Raw genomic sequence first — 20197 nt, 5'->3', positions numbered from 1 at the left:
GGAGACTGGGCTCAGGCGCGGACGAGTTTCACCGTCAACGAGTCCACGAGCACCGCGATGCGGTCGTCGGCAGCCCAGCGCTTGGCCAGGCGCGCCAGCACGGCATCCAGCTCGGTCTTGTCGAGCCCGCTCATGAGGTGCAGGCGCACGACGAGCTCCGGCCCGCGTAGACGAGCGTCCGGGTCGCCCGGCTCCACCGCCAGGTCGATGACCGACAGCTCGCCGCCGATGCTCTCATGCAGTCCGGCCACCACTTCGGGCGAGTGGAAGGCGGGCTCCCACCCGTGCCCCTGCCCGATGGCCCAGACGGCCGGGCGACGGATGACGAACTCGGTGTCGGAGCCGGGGTCCACGACGATGAGATCGGTGTCGTCGGCGACCGCGGCGAGCGCGGTGCGGACGCCGTCGACGGGAACGGGCCGTGCCGTGGCATCCCAGCGCCGCATCGTGCCCACGGAGGTGAACACGGGCAGCACTCGGCGTCCGTCTGGAGCGGCGACGGTGACGATCGACAGCTCCTGCGTCTTGTCGACCTCCAGTCCGTGCGCCCCGACGCCGTGGTCCCCCTTCTCGGCGAGGAGCGGGATCAGCAGACGCGCCGTGCGGTAGGCGTCGACGACCGCCCGCTGGTCCCCCGATCCCGCACGGAAGGCGGTGAGTGCGGCCAGCAGCCCGGGGTCGGCGGAACCGTCGTCCGCGGAGTGCGGGTTGGCGTGGAAGCTGCGGCCCTCCCACGGCACTCCCGCCGAGTCGGATGCCGCCCCATGATCGTGCGCGGAGGGCTGCCGGTCCCGCCGGCCGGAGCCCGTGGGTCGCTCGTCGGGTGCGTCAGTATCCGGCGACATCCAGCGCCTCGGCGAGCGTGAACGCGCCGGCGTACAGCGCCTTGCCGACGATGGCGCCTTCCACGCCCAGCGGAACGAGGTCGCGCAGCGCCGCGATGTCGTCCAGGTTCGACACCCCGCCCGATGCGACGATCGGCTTCGGGGTGCGGGTGGTCAGCTCTCGCAGCAGATCGAGGTTCGGGCCCTTCAGCGTGCCGTCCTTGGTCACGTCGGTGACGACGTAGCGGCTGCAGCCGGCGGCCTCGAGGCGGTCCAGCACTGTCCACAGATCGCCGCCCTCACGCGTCCAGCCGCGGGCGGCCAGGGTGGTTCCCCGCACGTCGAGTCCCACCGCGATGACGTCGCCGTAGCGGCCGATGACGTCGGCGGCCCACTCGGGGTTCTCCAGTGCCGCGGTTCCGAGGTTGATGCGGGACGCGCCGCTTTCGAGCGCCGCCTCCAGGGTGCGGTCGTCGCGGATGCCGCCCGACAGCTCCACCTGGACGCCTTTGACCTGCCGGATCACCTTGCGCAGAACCCCCGCGTTCGACCCGCGGCCGAAGGCGGCGTCGAGGTCGACGAGATGGATCCACTCGGCGCCCTGGCGGGCGAAGTCCAGTGCCGCGTCCACGGGGTCGCCGTAGCTGGTCTCGGTGCCGGCCTCGCCCTGGGTCAGCCGGACAGCCTTCCCGTCGGCCACGTCGACGGCGGGCAGAAGCACGAGCTTGGGTGTGGACGCGAAATCGTTCATGTGTTCCTGGCTGAGAGTCGGATGCTGTGCGAGACGGTCTTCCGGAGCACGCGCTCCCGCAGACGGCACGGTCTCAGAGGGTAGCCCCGCCGAGGCCGTCGATCCAATTCCTCAACAGCCGGATGCCGGCATCGCCGGACTTCTCGGGGTGGAACTGGGTTGCCGAGAGCGGGCCGTTCTCGACGGCCGCGAGGAACGGGGTGCTGTACTCGCACCAGGTCAGCACCGGCTCCGGGAAGGGCGGCTGCACGTCGAGCAGCCATTTCTGAGCCGCGAACGAGTGCACGAAGTAGAACCGCTCGCTCTCCAGGCCGCGGAACAGTCGCGATCCGTCGCCGGGCTCGACGGTGTTCCAGCCCATGTGCGGCAGCACCGGCGCATCGAGCTCGGTGACGACCCCCGGCCATTCCCCGAGACCCTCCGTGTCGACGCCGCGCTCCACGCCCCGCTCGAAGAAGATCTGCATGCCGACGCAGACGCCCAGTACGGGGCGTCCGCCGGCCAGCCGGCGTTCGATGAGCTCGTCGCCCCGGCTGGCACGCAGCGCTTCAGCGACGGCGCGGAAGGCTCCGACGCCGGGAACCATCAGACCGTCGGCGTCCATGATGAGCCCTCGGTCGGAGGTGAGGCGGGCGTCGGCTCCCGCCGCGATGAGCGCCTTCACCGCCGAGTGCACGTTGCCCGACCCGTAGTCGAGCACGGCCACGACGGGGCGCTCGCCCGCCGTCTGGGCCTCGCCGCTCACAGCGCGCCTTTCGTGCTCGGGATGCCGTCCACGAGGGGGTCCAGCGACTTCGCCTGCCGGAACGCGCGGGCGAACGCCTTGTATTCCGCTTCGGCGATGTGATGCGGATCGCGGCCGGAGAGCAGGCGAACGTGGACGGTCAACGCGCCGTTGTACGAGATGGCCTCGAACGTGTGGCGCACGAGTGATCCGGTGAAGTGCCCGCCGATGAGGTGGTGCTCGAAGCCTTCCGGCTCGCCGGTGTGCACGAGATACGGCCGCCCGCTGATGTCGACGACCGCCTGCGCGAGGGCCTCATCGAGAGGCACCAGGGCGTCGCCGTAGCGCGAGATCCCCGACTTGTCGCCCAGAGCCTCCCGGATCGCCTGACCGAGCACGATCGAGATGTCTTCCACCGTGTGATGCGCGTCGATGTCGGTGTCACCCGAGGCGCGGACGGTGAGGTCGGTGAGCGAGTGCTTCGCGAACGCCGTCAGCAGGTGGTCGAAGAACGGCACGGTCGTGTCGATCCGGCTGCGGCCGGTGCCGTCGAGGTCGAGCTCCAGCTCGACGGTGGACTCGCTCGTGGCCCGTCGCAGCGAGGCGGTACGAGGTGCGGCGCTCATGCCGCCGATCCTACCGAGGCCAGCGCGTCCAGGAACGCGGTCGTCTCGTCCTCGGTGCCCGCTGTCACGCGAAGGTGGTGGGGGATCCCGACGTCGCGGATCAGCACGCCCTGATCGTAGAGGGCGTCCCACGTGGCGGCCGGGTCGTCCACTCCCCCGAAGAGCACGAAGTTCGTCCAGGTCTCGTGCGCAGTGAAGCCCAGCGCCTCGACCGTCGCCGAGATGCGATCGCGCTGGCCGACGATCTCGTCGACCATGCCGAGCATCGTGGGCGCGTGCCGCAGGGCCGCGCTGGCGGCCGCCTGCGTCAGCGCACTCAGGTGATACGGCAGCCGGACGAGACGGAGCGCGTCGATGAGTGCGGGGTCGGCGGCCAGATACCCGACCCGGGCGCCTGCGAAGGCGAAGGCCTTGCTCATCGTGCGAGAGACGACCAGGCGCTCTCGCCCCGGCAGGAGCGTGAGGGCCGATCGCTCATCACGCGGCGCGAACTCGAAATACGCTTCATCCACGATCACGATGCCCTGCGTTGCCTCGTACACGGCCTCGATGACGTCCAGGCGCATGGGCGTGCCGGTGGGATTGTTCGGAGAGCAGAGGAACACGACGTCGGGTTGGGCGTCTGCGACCTGCGATGCGGCGTCCATGGCGCTGATCGCGAAGTCGTCCGGGCGTGTGCCGGAGATCCATCGCGCACCCGTCCCGCGCGTCAGCAGCGGATACATCGAGTACGTCGGCGCGAAGCCGAAGGCGGTGCGCCCCGGTCCGGCGAAGGCCTGCAGGATGTGCTGGAGGACCTCGTTGGACCCGTTGGCCGCCCAGATCTGGTCACGCGTGAGGCCGTGCCCGAGGTAGTCGGCGAATCCCTCCCGCAGCGCCGTGAACTCGCGGTCGGGATAGCGGTTCACGTCGCGCAGCGCGCGAGCGATGGAGTCCAGGATGTCGTCGGCGACGTCCTGCGGAACGGGGTGGGTGTTCTCGTTGACGTTGAGGGCGACCGGAAGGGGCGCCTGTGGTGCCCCGTAGGGCTTCTGGCCGCGCAGATCTGCGCGGAGGGGGAGGTCTTCGAGACGTGCACTCACCCCTCCCATGCTAGGCCCGGCGCGCGGGACGGAGCCGTTCGATGACGGCTCGCAGCTCCGTCAGCGCGTGCGACCGCGGACGCGTGCGCAGCCGCTCAACGCCCGCCGTCGTACTCCGCCGGGATGGCCAGGCTCTGCCCGGCCTGGACGACGACATCGTCCAGCGCGTTGAGGCGCACGATGTCGTCGACGACGTCGCGCGGGTCGCGATCGGGCGCGACCTCCTCGGCGATCGTCCACAGCGAATCACCGGGAGCCACCGTCACCGTCTGGAAGGAGCCTGCCGGCGCTCCCCCGTCGCGCGAGGCGAGGGCGGCACCGCCACCGAGCACCGCGGCGCTCAGCGCCACCACCACGGGCAACGCGGCGAGGGCGGCGAGCACGCGCCGCCCGCGCACGGTGAGGCGCAGTCGCGTGGCCCGGCGCGCAGCCGCAGTCGCCGCGCGGGCCGGCGAGGGGACGGACGTCGTGATGCCGATCGCGGTCATGCTGTTCTCCTCTGATGGGGAGAGATTCGCATTCTCCACTCGGCCGGGAGTGGAGAATGCGAACCTCTCTTCCGAAGCTATCTTCGAGTCTGTAGGATGTCAACCCCGTGTCCGGATCGATATTCCTCGAACGCGACACGCGGGTGGGTTGTTCCACTCGCTCGTCGGATCCGGATACGGTTTCGATACGAGAACCCCACCACGGGCCTCCGACATTCGAAGAAACAGCGCTCGACGCCCGAGCGCGGGACGGAGCCGGAAGATGAGCGACGCGGCCGGGCGCGAGAAGCCCCAGACTCGTCGGCGGAAGAGCCTGAGCGACAAGCAGCTGGCGATCCTGGAAGTGATCCAGCGGTCGATCGCGCGCCACGGGTACCCGCCGAGCATGCGCGAGATCGGCGACGCCGTGGGGCTCAAGTCGCTCTCGAGCGTCACCCACCAGCTGAACCAGCTCGAACTGAGCGGCTACCTCCGTCGCGACGCCGGCAAGACGCGCGCCATGGAGGTGCTCATCGATCTGCCCGGCACCGCCGCGGAGAACCCGGCCGACAGCGCACCGGCGCTCGGCGACGCGGCACTTGTTCCGCTGGTCGGCCGGATCGCCGCCGGCGTGCCCATCACGGCGGAGCAGCAGGTGGAGGAGATCTTCCCCCTGCCGCGTCAGCTCGTGGGCAAGGGCGACCTCTTCATGCTGCGGGTCTCCGGCGAGTCCATGATCGACGCTGCGATCTGCGACGGCGACTGGGTGGTCGTGCGGTCGCAGGCCACCGCCGACAACGGCGACATCGTCGCGGCCATGCTCGATGGCGAGGCGACCGTGAAGACGTTCCGGCAGCGGGACGGCCACACGTGGCTCCTCCCCCGCAACTCGGCGTTCGAACCGATCCTGGGCGACGACGCAGTCGTGCTGGGCAAGGTCGTCGCGATCCTGCGCGCGGTCTGAGCGCCTCCGCGCCACCGGGCTCGCGCCTTCCGGTTTCATGCGGATCGCGCGAGGCGATGGGTAGCCGCGGTGCCGGGCGCCGCGCTATAAGGGGGGAATGACCGCCGAAGCGCCCGCGCCGGACACCTCCGCCCTTCAGGTGCGCCTGGCCGAACTGGAAGCCGAGAACGCTCGACTCCTGTCCGAGCGCATCCCGTTGCAAAGCGACGGAGCCGGCGTGCGCCGGTCCGGCCGCTGGCGAGCCGTCCTGTCGGCGGTCTGCATCGTCGTCGCCTCGATCCTCGTGCCGGTGTCGGTCGTCGCGGCATGGGCGCGCCTGGAGCTCGTCGACGAGACGGCGTTCGTCCAGACGCTGGCTCCGCTGGCCGACGATCCCGCCGTGCAGCAGATGATCATCGACGAGACCGTCCAGGCGGTCGAGTCCCAGATCGATATCGATGCCGTCACCGCCCAGGTCTTCGACAGCATCGCCCAGCTCGGCCTGCCGCCACGGGCCGCCGACGCGCTGCAACTTCTGCAGGCTCCCGCCGCGGAAGGCGTGAAGAACCTGCTCGACCAGGCGGTGACACACGTGGTCGAATCCGATGCCTTCGCCGACACCTGGACGGCGACCACGCGTGCGGCGCACCGCGCCCTGACCACCGCAGCCACGTCCGACGGCGGGAGCCTCGTCGTCATGACGGCCGACGGTCTCGGCATCCAGCTCGGCGCCATCGTGGAGCGGGTCAAGGCTCAGCTCGTCGACCGGGGAGTCGGGATCGCGCAGCTCATCCCGGCGGTGGACAAGGTCATCATCATCGGCACGGGCGAGACTCTCGTGACGATCCGCACCACGTACGCGCTCGCGACGGCGGCGGGGTGGTGGCTGCCGCTCATCACCATCGCACTCTTCATCGCCGGGATCCTCGTGGCGCGGCGTCGCAGCACAGCCGTGCTCGGCACGGGCATCGGCTTCGCTCTCGGCGGTGCCGCCCTCGCGCTCGCCTTCGCGGTCGGCTACCCGGTCATCGGCCAGACCGCCGTGCAGCTGGGATTGTCCGTCTCGGCCCTGGACGTCGTCTACCAGAGCCTCATCGGATCGATGCAGCAGACCGCCGCCATCGCGGTGCTGCTGGGCGCGGTGATCGCCGTGCTGGGCTGGTTCGCCGGTCGCTGGTCGCCCGCCGTGCGCTCCCGGTGGGCCGTCGGGTCGCTCAACGCGTCCCTGAGGACGCGGCTGGCCGCCCACGGGTTCGCGACGGGACGCTTCGGGGACTGGCTCTACCGCTCGCGCGCCCTCGTGCGCGCACTGGTCATCGTGCTGGCGATCATCTGGCTGTGGCTGCTGCGGCCGCTGTCGGCGGGCGACGTGTTCCTCGTGCTCATCGTCGCCCTCTTCGCGGCCTGGGTGCTCGAACTCCTGCAGAAGCGACCCGGCGAGACGGCTGCGGTCGTGGTGCCGGAGGCCGCCGAGGCGGCGGCCGCAGCGGGATTCGCAGAGGGAGTGGGCTTCGCCGAGGGCGTGGCGTTCGCGGAAGCAGACGCCCTCGCGGGCGGAGCGCCGCTCGCGGACGGTGAGGGCGGCATCCCGGAAGGCGTCGGCGCCGAGAACGACGCCGAGGCCGGCCCCGACGGCCACGCCGTCCCCGACGCCGTCCCCGACGCCGGAGCCGCGGCCGACGCCTCGGCGGCGGCCGCGAAACCCCGAGCGCGGAAGCCGCGGACTACGCGCTGATACCGGCCGGCACTCCCGCGCCGATCCGGGCGCGCACACGCTGCGTCGCCGTGACGAGGTTGGCCAGCGACGCCACCGTCTCGTCGTAGCCGCGCGTCTTGAGCCCGCAATCGGGATTGACCCACACCCGGCGCAGCGGCAGCGCGTCCACGGCGCGCTGCAGGAGGTCCTCGATCTCACGCACCGACGGCACGCGCGGAGAGTGGATGTCGTACACCCCGGGCCCGATCCCCGCGCCGAAGCCCGATGCCGCGATGTCGTCCACCACCTCGCCGCGGCTGCGAGCCGCCTCGATCGAGGTCACGTCGGCGTCGAGGGCTGCGATCGCGTCGATGACGGCGTCGAACTCCGAGTAGCACAGATGCGTGTGCACCTGGGTCTGCGCCCCCGCGCCGGCGGTGGCCAGCCGGAAGGACCCGACCGACCACTCCAGGTACGCGGGCTGCTGCGCGCGGCGGAGAGGCAGCAGCTCCCGCAACGCCGGCTCATCGACCTGGATCACGCCGATGCCGGCGGCCTCCAGATCGGCGATCTCGTCGCGCAACGCGAGTGCGACCTGGTTCGCCGTCTCGCCCAGCGGCTGGTCATCACGCACGAACGACCAGGCGAGGATCGTCACGGGGCCGGTGAGCATGCCCTTCAGCGGCTTGTCGGTCAGCGACTGCGCGAAAGCGGACCACGCCACCGTGATGGGCGCGGGACGTGAGACGTCACCCCACAGGATGGAGGGGCGCGTCGCCCGCGAGCCGTACGACTGCACCCAGCCGTTCTGCGTCACGGCGAATCCGTCCAAGTGCTCGGCGAAATACTGCACCATGTCGTTGCGCTCGGGCTCTCCGTGCACGAGGACGTCCAGTCCGAGCTCGTCCTGCAGCGCGACGACACGGGTGATCTCCTCCCGCAGGAACGTCTCGTATTCGGCCGCGGAGAGCTCACCGCGCGCGCGGCGTGCGCGGGCTCGACGGATCTCGCCCGTCTGCGGGAACGAGCCGATGGTCGTCGTGGGCAGCAGCGGCAGGTCCAGGCGGCGCTCCTGCGCCGACACGCGGTCCTCGTACGCTCCGCGATGGAAATCGTCGGGGCCCAGCTCAGCCAGCCGGGAACGCACGGCGCCGTCACGGACTCCGGGCGCGCTGCGACGGTCGGCAAGGGCGCGGGATGCCGCGGCGAGCGCGTCCTCTATCGCGTCACGCCCGCTCGTCAGGCCGGTGGCGAGGGTGGCGACCTGCGCGACCTTCTGATCAGCGAAGGCCAGCCACGATGCTAGACGGGGGTCCAACTCGGTCTCGTCCGCCACATCATGTGGAACGTGCTGGAGCGAGGTCGACGTCCCGGCGGCCACGCTCCCGGCACCGAGCCCGGAAAGCGCCTCGAGCGTCTCCCAGGCGGCTTCGAGATCGCCGCGCCAGATGTTGCGTCCGTCCACCACGCCGCCGACGACGGTCTTTCCGGCCAGCCCGTCCACGGCCGCCGGGATCGCTCCGCGCACCAGGTCGATGGCGATCGCCTCCACGGGCGACGCGGCGAGAGCTCGCCACGCCTGTTCGGAGAGCTGCCCGTAACCGGCGGCGACCAGGATGGCCGGACGGCCGGCAGCGTCGCCGAGTGCGGCGTAGGCACGTGAGGCGGCCTGTGCCAGGCGGTCCGTGGAGGCGGGCAGGCTCTCACTCACCAGGGCCGGTTCGTCGAGCTGCACCCAGTCCGCACCCGCGGCCCGCAGCGCGCGCAGCAGCTCCGCGTACACCGGGAGGAGGTCGTCCAGACGCTCGAGCGGATCGAAGTCGGACCGCGCTCCCGTCGCGGGCTTGGACAGCGCCAGAAGGGTGACGGGACCGACGATGACGGGCCGCACGACGTGACCGTCGGCCGTGGCTTCGGCGACCTGCCGGGAGAACCGGTCGTGCGACAGCGCGAAGACGGTCTCGGGACCGATCTCGGGCACGAGGTAGTGGTAATTGGTGTCGAACCACTTGGTCATCTCCAGCGGCGCATCCTCTCCGGCACCACGGGCTGCCGCGAAGTACGCGTCGAGCCCGATGCGACCGTCACTCTCGCGGAAGCCGTCGAAGCGTGCGGGAAGGACGCCGACCGCGGTGGCGGCGTCGTGCACCTGGTCGTAGAACGAGAACGCTTCAGGGATCGACGAGTCCGCGCCGCCGAGTCCCAGCTCGGCAAGGCGCCTGCGCGTGGCGCGGCGCAGCTCGGCCGCGGTGCGCTCGAGCGCCTCGGCGTCGATCGCGCCGGACCAGTGCGCTTCGAGCGCACGCTTGAGTTCACGGCGACGTCCGATCCGGGGGTAGCCGAGGATCGTGCCGGCGGGGAAGTCGGGGACGGTGGTGCGGGGGTCGGTCATCAGACGGCCTCCTTCTCGAGGGTGGTGTGCAGGATGTCGGCCTCACGGAGGACGGCGAGTACCGTCTCGTGGTTGTTGAAGGCGTAGAGGTGGATGCCGGGGGCTCCCCCCTCGCAGACGGTCCGGGCCAGCTCCGCGGCGAAGGCGATGCCGACCTCGCGCTGCCCCTCGGCGGTCGGCTCAGCGTCGAGCCTGCGTGCCAGCCCTGTCGGAAGCCGCTCACCGGTCAGCTCCAGCACCCCGCGCAGTCTGATCGGCGAGACGACGGGCATGATGCCGGGCAGGATCGGGATGGTGACGCCGGCCTCTCGCGAACGTTCCACGAACCCCAGGTAGTCGTCGGCGTCGAAAAACAGCTGCGTGATCGCAAGGGTCGCGCCGGCCGCCTGTTTGGCCAGGAGCGCGTCGATGTGCTGCGCCGCGTGACGGGAACGCGGGTGCCCGTTCGGAAACGCCGCCACCGCGATGTCGACCCGCCGCCGCTTGTCGACCCGTACCGCTCCCGGCACGCCCGGAACGGGGACCTCCGTGTACGGTGCCCGTTCGGCCTGCACGCGATCGATGAGCTGCACCAGTTGGGCGGCGCTCTCGAGGTCGCCGAGGAACACATCGTCCTCGGAAGCCCCCGCCGGAGGATCACCGCGAAGCGCGAGGAAGCTCGTGATCCCGGCATCCAGGAACTCGCGGATGAGCCGGTGGGCTGCCGCGTACGTGTTGCCGACGCAGGTGAGGTGTGCCAGCGGCTCGACGTGCGTCTCTCGGAGGATGTGCGTGAGCAGCTCCAGCGAACGACCGCCGGTCGAGCCTCCGGCGCCGTAGGTCACCGAGATGAACCGTGGGTCGACCGACGCGAGCCGGCGGATCGTCTCGTGCAGCGCGGCGAAGCCGGCCTCGGAGCGGGGCGGATACACCTCGAAGGAGATGGGCACGGGCGGAGCGCTCAGGTCGATGGACATTGGCCTGCTTCTCGAAGTCGGACAGGGGCTGAGCCGAACGGGAAGGCCCGGGCGGCCGCGGCACCTCGCACGCGCCGTCCTGGTTGCAGGGGACGGCAGTGGGGTGTCATCGCGGGCGGGTGCCGGGCTCGGCTGTCGCTCCTGCCCGGCGACCCCGAGAGCGGGGCGTCCATGCGGACGGCCGGGCGACGATGCGACCACGGTAGCGGAGCGGTGCGGCCTCACGCGGGCCTGTGACCTTCTGTTTCGATCCGGCGGACCACCGCAGCACGCCGTAGCGTGGACCACGTGACGACACCGCCCGAATCCTCCTCCTCGGCCGTCCATCCCTACGGAAGCTGGCCCTCGCCGATCTCCGCCGCGGCCGTGTCGGCGGCATCGCCTCGCCTCGAGGGTGCCCGTTTCGTCGGCATCGACGGGGCAGAGCTGTGGTGGGGAGAATCCGTGCCGGAGGAGCGCGGACGATCGGCGGTGCGCCGGCGGACCGCGTCCGGAGTCGTCGAAGACGTCCTGCCGGCGCCATGGAGCGCGCGCTCCCGGGTGCACGAGTATGGCGGAGGGTCGTGGACCGCCGACGACGACGGAACGCTCTTCTTCGTCGAGAAGACCGATCAGCGGGTCTGGCGACTCGATCCGGGGTCATCGCCGTGCGCGCTCACCCCGGACGACGGCGACGTGCGCTACGGCGGGCTCCGACTGCAGCACGGGCGACTGCTCGCGGTGCGCGAAGACCTCACCGGCGCCTCTCCCGCGCGCGACATCGTGCAGATCCCGGTCACCCCGCCGGAGGAGGGCACTCGCATGCGCCCGGTCTCGGTCGCCGCCGGCAGCGACTTCGTCGCGCATCCCGCGCTCTCGCCCGACGGCGGGCACCTGGCCTGGATCGCCTGGGATCACCCCGATATGCCCTGGGACTCCGCGCAGCTGCGGATCGGCCGGATCCAGGACGGCGTGGTCGTGGACTGGACCACCGCTCCGGTCGGCGCTGTGGCGGCAGGCGGGCGTCATTCCCCGTTGCAGCCGGTGTGGACGAGCCCCGAGGAGCTCGTGTTCGCGGACGACCCGTCCGGACGCTGGAACCTCTGGCGGCTCCGACTGGACGACGTCCAGGCGCAGCCGATCTCGCCGGCCGACGCCGACACCGGCGGACCGCTGTGGGTGCTCGGCACCCGCTGGTTCGCCGTGCTCGATGACGGCCGCATCGTCGCGGTACGCACCGACGGCTCGGACCAGCTGGTCGTGATCGGCACGGACGGATCGACGCGACCCCTCCCCGTCGACCCCGTCACGCGACTGTCCGTCGAGGACGCCCGCGGTTCCCGGGTGCTGCTGTCGGGCGCCGGGGCTGCGGGGCCCGGCCTGTGGGAGCTCGACGTCGATGACGCCGGGGCTGCTCGTGCGGTCGTCGGCGGCGCGACGCCCTGGGGCGGTGAATGGATGCCGCGCGCTCGCGCCGTCACCTTCCCCGGCCCGCACGGGCCGGTGCACGCGTTCGACTATCCGCCCACCCACCCGCACGTCACCGGGCCCGCGGACGAGCGTCCCCCGTACGTGGTGTTCGTCCACGGCGGCCCCACCGATCACGTCGGCGGCGCGGCATCCGGAAAGATCGCGTACTTCACCAGCCGTGGCATCGGCGTCCTCGACGTCAACTACGGCGGCTCGACAGGTTACGGCCGCGAGTACCGTGAGCGACTGCTCGGCCGATGGGGCGTGGTCGATGTCGATGACGTCGTCGCGGCCGCCCGGGGGCTGGCGGAGTCGGGGGCGGCTGACGGGGGTCGGCTGGCCGTCGCGGGAGGCTCCGCCGGAGGCTGGACCGTGCTGTGCGCGCTGACCACGACCGACGTCTTCGGGGCGGGGATCAGCCGTTACGGTGTCGCCGACCTGCGCCGCCTCGCGGCCGACACGCACGACTTCGAGTCGCGCTACCTCGACGGGATGGTGGGGCCGCTTCCCGCCGCGGAGGCGCTGTACATCGAGCGGTCTCCGCTGTCACACCTGGACCGGCTGCGCACCCCGCTGCTCATCGAGCAGGGGCTCGAAGACCACGTGGTGCCGCCGTCGCAGTCGGAGGCGGTGCGGGACGCCCTCGCGGCGAACGGTGTGCCTCACGCCTACCTGGCGTTCGAGGGGGAAGGTCACGGGTTTCGCGCGGCCGAGACGCAGGTGCGGACGCTGGAGGCCGAGTGGGCCTTTCTCGGTCGGGTCTTCGGTTTCGACACGCCCGGCGTGCCGTCCCTCATCCTCGCCTGACCACATTCCCGCACGCGGGAGGGCGCACCCCGGGTGGGGTGCGCCCTCCCGCGCGACGGTGCTCCCGTCAGCGGGCGAAGGGGGCCAGACGCGAAGCGAGATGCTCGCCCACACGCGCGTGGATCGCCGTGCCGCCCTCCTCATGCTCCTGCGACAGGATCATGCCCTGCTCATGGATCGCCGACACGAGGTCGCCGCGGTCGTACGGCACGAGGGCCTGGACCTCGACCGCCGGCAGCGGCAGGGCCGCCTCGATCGCCGCTCGCAGGTCGTCGATGCCCTCGCCCGTACGAGACGAGGCGAAGATCGCCTTCGGCTCCAGTCCCCTGAGGACCATGCGGGTGTCGTCGTCGACCAGATCGGCCTTGTTGAAGACGACCAGTTCGGGGATGTCGCGCGCGCCCACGTCGCCGATCACGTCGCGCACCGTCGCCAGCTGCGCGGCGGGGTCGGGATGCGAGCCGTCGACGACGTGCAGGATCACATCGGCCTCGCCCACCTCTTCCAGCGTGGACCGGAATGCCTCGACCAGCTGATGCGGCAGGTTCCGGACGAACCCCACCGTGTCGGTGAGGGTGTAGACCCGGCCGTCGGTCGTCTCGCTGCGACGCACGGTGGCGTCGAGCGTCGCGAACAGGGCGTTCTCCACGAGCACCCCGGCGCTGGTGAGCCGGTTGAGCAGGCTCGACTTGCCGGCGTTGGTGTACCCGGCGATCGCGACGGAGGGCACCGTGTGGCGCTTGCGCTCGGCGCGCTTGGCGTCGCGTGCCGGCGCGAAGTCACGGATCTGGCGGCGCAGCTGAGCCATGCGGGTGCGGATCCGCCGGCGGTCCAGCTCGATCTTCGTCTCACCGGGTCCGCGCGAACCCATGCCGGCGCCCCCGGCGCCGACCTGCCCACCGGCCTGGCGGCTCATCGACTCGCCCCAGCCGCGCAGGCGCGGCAGGAGGTACTCGAGCTGAGCGAGTTCGACCTGCGCCTTGCCCTCCCGGCTCTTGGCGTGCTGGCTGAAGATGTCGAGGATCACGGTGGTGCGGTCGATGACCTTGACCTTCACCACGTCCTCCAGCGCGCGCCGTTGACTCGGGGCCAGTTCCGTGTCGGCGATCACCGTGTCGGCACCCACCGCGGCGACGATGTCCCGCAGCTCTTCCGCCTTGCCACGACCCACATACGTGGCGGGGTCGGGGTGCGGGCGCCGCTGGAGCACACCGTCGAGGACGACGGCGCCGGCGGTCTCGGCCAGGGCCGACAGCTCGCGCAGCGAGTTCTCGGCATCCTCGGTCTCGCCCTGCGCGTGCACGCCGACGAGGACCACGTTCTCCAGTCGCAGCTGCCGATACTCGACTTCGGTGACGTCCTCGAGCTCGGTGGACAGCCCGGGTACGCGGCGCAGCGCGGCGCGCTCCTCGCGGTCCCACTGCTCGCCGTCGGTGTCGACGGGCGCGACGGTGGACTCGTCCTGGAGCGCTTGGGCGGCTCCGAAGACGCGCACCCCCGAGCGCGCCTCGGCGCGCGCCAGCACGCGATCCACCGGGTCGACCGGCGTCTCGTCGGTGCTCTGGGGTGTCTGGATATCCGTCATGTGTTCCTTTGCGGTGTGTGGTGTGATGGCGTTTTCCGGGTTGATCGGCCGGATCGCAACGCCGCGGGGAGCCCGTCGAAGCGTCCGTGAATTCTAGCCTCCCGCGCGGGGAGGCTCCTCCGCTAGGCTCGTCAGCCATGGGGAGCGACCACTACTTCAGTGCGACGCCCGCCAGCCCCGAGAATCTGCGCCGCATCCGTGTCGCTCTGGCCGGTCGTGACCTCGAGGTCACGACCGCGGCCGGGGTCTTCAGCCCCGACCATGTCGACTGGGGAACCGCGGTGCTGCTGTCGAACACTCCCCCGCCTCCACCGGGCGGGAACTTCCTCGACCTCGGATGCGGGTGGGGACCGATCGCCCTCAGCCTGGCGCTCGACTCGCCTCGCGCCACAGTATGGGCCGTGGACGTGAACGAGCGGGCGCTGGACCTCGTGCGCCGCAACGCGGCTGATCTCGGACTCGATAACGTCAACGCCGTACTTCCCGACGATGTTCCCGACGACATCGCATTCCGGACCATCCGCTCCAACCCACCGATCAGGGTGGGCAAGAACGAGCTTCACGGTCTGCTGGAGCGGTGGCTCCCGCGGCTGGACGAACGCGCGGATGCCTGGCTCGTGGTGCAGCGGAACCTCGGCTCGGATTCGCTGCAGCGGTGGCTCGCCGCCACGCTGGACCGCCGATTCAGCGTTCACCGTGCGGCGACGGCGCGCGGCTTCCGAGTGCTCAAAGTGCGCCGTCACGGGTCGCCCCCGAGCGAGCCCATCGCACTGCCGGAGCTCTGACAGCGGAGCGTCCCGCTGCGGGACGGCTCATCTACGCGAGGGTGACCTCGCCGGAGTACACCAGGGTCGCCGGCCCGGACAGCAGCACGTGGCGCTCACCGTCGATCTCGGGCATCCGCACGCCGAGAGTGCCACCGGGCACGTCGACGACCCAGCGGTCGGGCGCGGCCGGTCCTGCCCAATGCCGGACGGCCAGCGCCGCGGCTGCGACACCCGTGCCGCAGCTGAGCGTCTCACCCACGCCCCGCTCGAACACCCGCATGCGGATCGATCCGACCCCATCGCGCACGAGCGGGTCGCTCGGCACGACGAACTCCACGTTGGCCCCGTGCACGGGTTCCGGGCTCAACAGCGGCTGCGCAGCCAGATCGAGAGCCGCCAGCTCCGCCTCGTCGGGGAGCGCGACCACGACGTGCGGATTTCCGACGTCGATCCCGACGCCCGGACGCGGAGCCCCGCCACCGCGGGTACGCACCAGGACCTCTGACTCGTCCACCCGCCAGGGTCCGAGATCGACCTCGTAGCCGCGCTCGCCGACCGAGCCGTCGCTGCGGGTCACGGTCTTCACGCCGGCTCGAGTTCCCACCGCGACAGGACCCGCGTCGACATCGGCCCAGCCGACATCGAGCAGGTAGCGCACGAAGACACGCACGCCGTTGCCGCACATCTCGGCGGGAGAGCCGTCGGCGTTGCGGTAGTCCATGAACCACTCGGCTCCGGATGCCGCGGCCTGTGCGCCCTCGGCGATGGCGGTGGAGCGCACCACCCGCAGGATCCCGTCGCCGCCGATGCCGAACCGGCGGTCGCACAGCACCGCGACCTGATCGTCTGTCAGGGCGAGCGCGCCGTCCGGGTCGGGGACGATCACGAAGTCGTTCCCCGTGCCGTGCCCCTTGGTGAACGCGATCGTCTGCGGCATCGCCCCAGTCTACGGGGGCACTGTCAGGCCGGGTCCGCCCTGACGCCTGTCACAATCCACGCCGCCGCGGTGTCGTATGAGTGAACCGGCCGTACGAGTGAACCCAGAAGGAGGCGGTCGTGCGCAGCAGCGGGATCACACCCGGACCACACCAGGACAGGCCGCGTGCATCGGTCACGGACCGGCTGTCCGCGCGGGCGCGGGACGTCACCGTCTTCGGTCACCGGATCGGCGACATCGTGGCCGGCGCACAGCGCCGGCCGGTGCCCCTCCATTGGACGAGCCTCTTCGGTGTGGTCACCCTGGCGTCGCTCACGGTAGTCGTCGTGACCGGTCTGGTCCTCATGTTCTTCTACACGCCCTCCGGTGAGGCGACGACGTACGCGGGGTCATACGGCCTCCTGCACGGCGCGGAGGTCTCCAAGGCGTTCGCATCGACCATGTCCATCACGTTCGAGCTGCCAGGGGGTCGAGTGCTCCGTCAGGCGCACCACTGGGCCGGTCTGCTGCTTCCCGCATCACTGGCGCTGCAGCTGGTGACGACGTTCTTCACGGGCGCCTTCCGTCGGCCTCGGCGAGGCATGTGGCTGCTGCTGGTGGTCGGCTTCCTCTGCGCCGTCGCGAGCGGGTGGAGCGGCTACGCACTGCCCGACGACATGCTGTCGGGCACCGGCCTGCGCATCGTCGAAGGCGTCGCCCTCGGCATCCCCGTCATCGGGACCTGGCTCGCATCCGCCCTCTTCGGCGGCTCGTTCCCGGGGCAGATCATCGAGCACCTGTACCCGCTTCACATCGTCGTGTTCCCCGTCATGCTGATCGTCGCTCTGGCGGCGCGCGCCGCCGCCGGCTGGCACCACGGTCCGCTCCAGTTCCCGGGCGCGGGACGCACCGGACAGAACATCGTCGGCGTGCCACTGCTGCCGACGGCGCTGACCCGTATGACCGGCTTGTTCCTTCTGGTCTGCGGGTTCGTCGTCGCGATCGCCGCCACCGTCACCATCAGCCCGATCTGGCTCTCCGGCCCGAGCGATCCCGGGAATGCGGGCGCGGGCAGCCAGCCGGATTGGTACACCGGCTTCCTCGACGGCGCGCTGAGACTCGTGCCGCCCGGGTGGGAGATCGTCTGGCTGAACCGCACCTGGACGCTCGCCGTCATCGCGCCGCTGGCCGTGATCGGGACCTTCTTCGTCGTCCTCGCCGCTTATCCGTTCGCCGAGGAGTGGGTGACGGGAGACCGCCGGACCCATGACCTGCTCGACCGACCCCGCAACGCGGCGACCCGCACCGGCGTCGGCACGGCGGGTCTCGTCTTCATCGGCGTCCTGTGGGCGGCCGGCGGCGCCGACGTCATCGCGACGGCCTGGTCGGTCAGCATCGAACACGTGATCATGACTCTGCAGATCGCGCTCATCGGCGCTCCCGTGATCGGCTTCTCGGTCGCGCAGCGCGTGTGCCTCGGTCTGCAGCGAAGAGACCGGACCCTCCTCGCGCACGGGGTGGAGACGGGACGGGTCGTGCGGCTCCCCGGTGGCGGGTTCACGGAGGTGCACCGGCCGCTGGACGACGTGGAGCGGTCACGGCTGGCCTCCCCGACGCCCCCGCCGGAACCGCCGATCGGCCCTGACCGGTCGGGCCATCGGCCCCTCGGGAGGCGTGCGCGGTCTCAGTTGTGGCGCATGTACGTCGGAGGCGGCATCGCGGTGCCGGACGCCGCGGATGCCGAGGTGGTGCCCACGCCAGATGACCGCGCGCTTGCCGCCGGCCCGACGGCTGCCGCATCCGCCGCGGCGCGCGAGCGATGATGCGGGGACGGACGTCCGCTCATCACCCGCTCACGTGCCGAGGGTGAAGGGCTCGTAGCAGTCGTAGGTGGTGTGCTCGATGATGCGCCCGTTGCGGACCCGCAGGAAGCCGGCCATATGGGCGACGACGTCCACGTCACCGATGCGGCCGTACCAGGTGGACCTCACGGCCGCGCGGTCGGGCGGGGCGATCAGGATCTCGTCGATCTCGATCCGCTGCCGGCTGAGCCGACGCTTGCCGGCGAGGAACCCCTCCGTGCTCTCGGCGACCCCGCGCACCGCACCGTTCGGTGAGATCGGGTTCGGCATCTCACGGAACCGGGCGGCGGGGTCGACGACCGCGTGAAGATCCGCGGTGGTCGACGAGAGGTCGGCGACGATCGCGAAGTACCGCCGCACTGTGTCTTCGATGCTTGCCATGCGGGCGATAATACACAACCATGGTTGTGTGAATGACCGAGTTGCGACGCCCACCCTCATCGATCTGACATCGCTGGCAGGCGGGGCGATCGACGGTCACGTCATCGCCGTCCTCGAGCGTGCGGGATACCCGGGGCTGCGCGTCCGGCACGGGTACGTCGTCCAGAGGCTGCTGGCAGGCGATCGCACCGTGACCGAACTGGCCCGATCGCTCGAGGTCACCCAGCAGGCGATGTCGAAGACCGTCGCCGAGCTGGAACGCCTGGGCTACATCGGGCGGGAGGCCGACCCGGCGGACGCACGCCGGAGGTCGCTCGCGCTGACCCCACGCGGGATCGAGGCGCTCGAGACCGCTCGCCGGGCGCGCGCGGATCTCATGCGACGCGTCAGGAGTGCGGCGGGCGCGGAACGGGTCCAGGCAGCGGAGGATGCGATGCGCGCGATCCTGGATGCGCTGGGGCTGGGAGGGCGCGTGGATGGCCGTGCCGTTCCGGATCCGACGACGCCATGAGGGCAAGCCCGCGGCGTCTAATCGGCGATGAGGCGCTTGCCGGTCGTCCACACCTCGAACGGCTCGTAACCCAGCTCGTCGTAGAAGCCTCGTGCGATGCCGTTGTCAGGCCGGACCATCAGCTGCACCTTCGGGCAGCCCATCGCGAGCAGACGCTCCTCGGCCTCGTGCACCAGGCGACGCCCGATGCCCTGTCCTCGGCGTTGCGGGTCACTGGCGAGGTAGTACAGCCACCCGCGGTGGCCGTCGTACCCTGCCATGACGGAACCGACGACGGCACCGTCGGCGACGGCGACCAGGAACAGCTCCGGCTGCACCGAGAGCTTTCTCCGGATGTCCTGGTACGGGTTGTTCCACGGGCGCGTCAGTCCGACGGCCTGCCAAAGCGAGACGACCGCCTCGGTCTCCGAGACGTCGAAGGGGCGGATGACGATGGTCATGGCGTCGAGTCTGCCAGTCCCCGGCGCCTGACGGCGGCGCGGTCACCGCGGTGCGGCGTCGGTGCCCTCCGGCAGAGAACTCGGAGCCGCCCCCGGCGTCAGCCATTCCACGCCGCGGTAGCGCTTGAACCACGACACCTGCCGTCGCGCATACCGGCGCGTCAGGGCCTGCGTCTCGGCGATCGCCTCAGCCTCGGTCGCGTCGCCCGCCAGCTGGGCGAGCGCCTGAGCGTAGCCGATGGCCCGTCGCGCGGTGACACCTCGTTCCAGCCCCTGCTCGCGCAGGCGCCGCACCTCGTCGACGAGCCCGTCGCGCCACATCCGGAGCACCCGCGCGTCGAGCCGGCCTACGAGCTCCTCCCGGGCGACGCTCACGCCGATGATGCGCGTTCGGGGATGCCACAGCCGGGGCTCGTCGGGCAGCACCGCGCCGTGCGTCCTCTCCCCCAGCTCGAGCACCTCGAGCGCTCGGACGATCCGCCGCCCGTTGCGGGGATCCACCTTCGCAGCCGTCGCGGGATCGATCCGCCGGAGACGTTCGAACAATGCGCCGGGCCCGTGCCGTTCGAGCTCCGCTTCGAGCCCTGCGCGCAGGCTCTCGTCCCGCGGAGGGAAGCGGAAGTCGAACAGCACGCTCGACACGTACAGCCCGGACCCGCCGACGAGCACTGCGTCGGCACCGCGCCGGTGGATCTCCTGGATCCTCGAGCGGGCGGCATCCTGGTACCAGGCGACGGCGGCATCGTCGGTGACGTCGAGCACGTCGAGCAGGTGATGCGGGATGCCGCGCCGCTGGTCGAGCGGAAGTTTGGCCGTTCCGATGTCCATGCCGCGGTACAGCTGCATGGCGTCGGCGTTCACGATCTCGGCAGGTCGCCCGCCCGCGAGCAGTCGCTCGGCGAGGTCGAGCGAGAGCGCCGTCTTCCCCGTGCCGGTCGCGCCCACGACGGCCCACAGGCGCGGCGCGTCGCCCGGCCGCGCAGCGTCCTCGTGCGGGTGCGGGACCGTGCTCACGGCA

Annotated in this window: 19 protein-coding genes; 6 read left to right on the top strand and 13 right to left on the bottom strand. The window is 71.2% G+C overall.

Annotated features, from left to right (window positions below):
- Positions 1-11: 11 nt before the first annotated feature.
- The 6 genes from C9992_RS00200 to C9992_RS00175 form a co-directional block, all read right to left on the bottom strand.
- Positions 12-845 carry an SseB family protein gene (locus C9992_RS00200; RefSeq protein ID WP_106813609.1) on the bottom strand — a complete coding sequence of 278 codons (834 nt, stop codon included), beginning with the start codon at positions 843-845 and terminating at the stop codon, positions 12-14.
- Positions 829-1575 (bottom strand): bifunctional 1-(5-phosphoribosyl)-5-((5-phosphoribosylamino)methylideneamino)imidazole-4-carboxamide isomerase/phosphoribosylanthranilate isomerase PriA, encoded by a 747-nt coding sequence (gene priA, locus C9992_RS00195; RefSeq protein ID WP_106813608.1) that lies wholly within the window; start codon positions 1573-1575, stop codon positions 829-831. Before priA ends, C9992_RS00200 begins: the two co-directional genes overlap by 17 nt.
- A gap of 73 nt (positions 1576-1648) precedes the next feature.
- Positions 1649-2320: an imidazole glycerol phosphate synthase subunit HisH gene (gene hisH / locus C9992_RS00190; protein ID WP_106813607.1), complete on the bottom strand. Its 672-nt coding sequence runs from the start codon at positions 2318-2320 to the stop codon at positions 1649-1651.
- Positions 2317-2925 (bottom strand): imidazoleglycerol-phosphate dehydratase HisB, encoded by a 609-nt coding sequence (hisB, locus tag C9992_RS00185; RefSeq protein WP_106813606.1) that lies wholly within the window; start codon positions 2923-2925, stop codon positions 2317-2319. Before hisB ends, hisH begins: the two co-directional genes overlap by 4 nt.
- Positions 2922-4016: a histidinol-phosphate transaminase gene (locus C9992_RS00180; RefSeq protein WP_200826188.1), complete on the bottom strand. Its 1095-nt coding sequence runs from the start codon at positions 4014-4016 to the stop codon at positions 2922-2924. The genes hisB and C9992_RS00180 overlap by 4 nt, the downstream gene beginning before the upstream one ends.
- An 86-nt stretch (positions 4017-4102) precedes the next feature.
- Entirely contained in the window at positions 4103-4495 is a 393-nt protein-coding gene (locus tag C9992_RS00175) for a LysM peptidoglycan-binding domain-containing protein (protein ID WP_106813604.1), read from the bottom strand.
- A 262-nt stretch (positions 4496-4757) separates the two neighbouring features.
- Here C9992_RS00175 and lexA point away from each other — a divergent pair, with 262 nt between their 5' ends.
- Together lexA and C9992_RS00165 are read left to right on the top strand one after the other, a co-directional pair.
- Positions 4758-5438: a transcriptional repressor LexA gene (lexA, locus tag C9992_RS00170; protein ID WP_106813603.1), complete on the top strand. Its 681-nt coding sequence runs from the start codon at positions 4758-4760 to the stop codon at positions 5436-5438.
- A 97-nt stretch (positions 5439-5535) separates the two neighbouring features.
- Positions 5536-7152, top strand: a complete 1617-nt coding sequence (locus tag C9992_RS00165; RefSeq protein ID WP_106813602.1) for a hypothetical protein — start codon at positions 5536-5538, stop codon at positions 7150-7152.
- Here C9992_RS00165 and metE read toward each other — a convergent pair.
- Both metE and C9992_RS00155 read right to left on the bottom strand, forming a co-directional pair.
- Positions 7142-9505 carry a 5-methyltetrahydropteroyltriglutamate--homocysteine S-methyltransferase gene (gene metE / locus C9992_RS00160; RefSeq protein ID WP_106813601.1) on the bottom strand — a complete coding sequence of 788 codons (2364 nt, stop codon included), beginning with the start codon at positions 9503-9505 and terminating at the stop codon, positions 7142-7144. The genes C9992_RS00165 and metE overlap by 11 nt on opposite strands.
- Entirely contained in the window at positions 9505-10461 is a 957-nt protein-coding gene (locus C9992_RS00155; protein ID WP_106813600.1) for a methylenetetrahydrofolate reductase, read from the bottom strand. Before C9992_RS00155 ends, metE begins: the two co-directional genes overlap by 1 nt.
- Before the next feature lie 288 nt (positions 10462-10749).
- Between C9992_RS00155 and C9992_RS00150 the strand changes: the two genes are divergently transcribed.
- Positions 10750-12717: a S9 family peptidase gene (locus C9992_RS00150; protein WP_106814549.1), complete on the top strand. Its 1968-nt coding sequence runs from the start codon at positions 10750-10752 to the stop codon at positions 12715-12717.
- A 67-nt stretch (positions 12718-12784) separates the two neighbouring features.
- Here C9992_RS00150 and hflX read toward each other — a convergent pair whose 3' ends face one another.
- A complete protein-coding gene (gene hflX, locus C9992_RS00145) occupies positions 12785-14302 on the bottom strand; it encodes a GTPase HflX (protein WP_106813599.1) in 1518 nt (505 codons plus the stop codon).
- A gap of 137 nt (positions 14303-14439) precedes the next feature.
- Here hflX and C9992_RS00140 point away from each other — a divergent pair, with 137 nt between their 5' ends.
- Positions 14440-15087 carry a class I SAM-dependent methyltransferase gene (locus tag C9992_RS00140; protein ID WP_106813598.1) on the top strand — a complete coding sequence of 216 codons (648 nt, stop codon included), beginning with the start codon at positions 14440-14442 and terminating at the stop codon, positions 15085-15087.
- 31 nt (positions 15088-15118) lie between these two features.
- Here C9992_RS00140 and dapF read toward each other — a convergent pair whose 3' ends face one another.
- Positions 15119-16006, bottom strand: a complete 888-nt coding sequence (gene dapF, locus C9992_RS00135; protein WP_106813597.1) for a diaminopimelate epimerase — start codon at positions 16004-16006, stop codon at positions 15119-15121.
- Between the two features lie 119 nt (positions 16007-16125).
- Here dapF and qcrB point away from each other — a divergent pair, with 119 nt between their 5' ends.
- Positions 16126-17808, top strand: coding sequence for a cytochrome bc1 complex cytochrome b subunit (qcrB, locus tag C9992_RS00130; protein WP_235007866.1), 1683 nt, complete (start codon positions 16126-16128; stop codon positions 17806-17808).
- A 30-nt stretch (positions 17809-17838) separates the two neighbouring features.
- Here qcrB and C9992_RS00125 read toward each other — a convergent pair whose 3' ends face one another.
- Positions 17839-18228 carry a nuclear transport factor 2 family protein gene (locus C9992_RS00125; RefSeq protein WP_160150813.1) on the bottom strand — a complete coding sequence of 130 codons (390 nt, stop codon included), beginning with the start codon at positions 18226-18228 and terminating at the stop codon, positions 17839-17841.
- A 28-nt stretch (positions 18229-18256) separates the two neighbouring features.
- Here C9992_RS00125 and C9992_RS00120 point away from each other — a divergent pair, with 28 nt between their 5' ends.
- Positions 18257-18739 carry a MarR family winged helix-turn-helix transcriptional regulator gene (locus C9992_RS00120; RefSeq protein ID WP_160150812.1) on the top strand — a complete coding sequence of 161 codons (483 nt, stop codon included), beginning with the start codon at positions 18257-18259 and terminating at the stop codon, positions 18737-18739.
- Between the two features lie 17 nt (positions 18740-18756).
- On the opposite strand, the gene C9992_RS00115 is transcribed toward C9992_RS00120, so the two are convergent.
- Both C9992_RS00115 and miaA read right to left on the bottom strand, forming a co-directional pair.
- Entirely contained in the window at positions 18757-19179 is a 423-nt protein-coding gene (locus C9992_RS00115; protein WP_106813594.1) for a GNAT family acetyltransferase, read from the bottom strand.
- Between the two features lie 42 nt (positions 19180-19221).
- Positions 19222-20193 (bottom strand): tRNA (adenosine(37)-N6)-dimethylallyltransferase MiaA, encoded by a 972-nt coding sequence (gene miaA, locus C9992_RS00110; RefSeq protein ID WP_106813593.1) that lies wholly within the window; start codon positions 20191-20193, stop codon positions 19222-19224.
- Between the last annotated feature and the right edge of the window lie 4 nt (positions 20194-20197).

The organism is Microbacterium timonense, from assembly GCF_900292075.1.
Lineage (GTDB): Bacteria > Actinomycetota > Actinomycetes > Actinomycetales > Microbacteriaceae > Microbacterium > Microbacterium timonense.
Note: the sequence above shows the minus strand (reverse complement) of the source record. Positions and strands in the feature narration are given on the sequence as shown.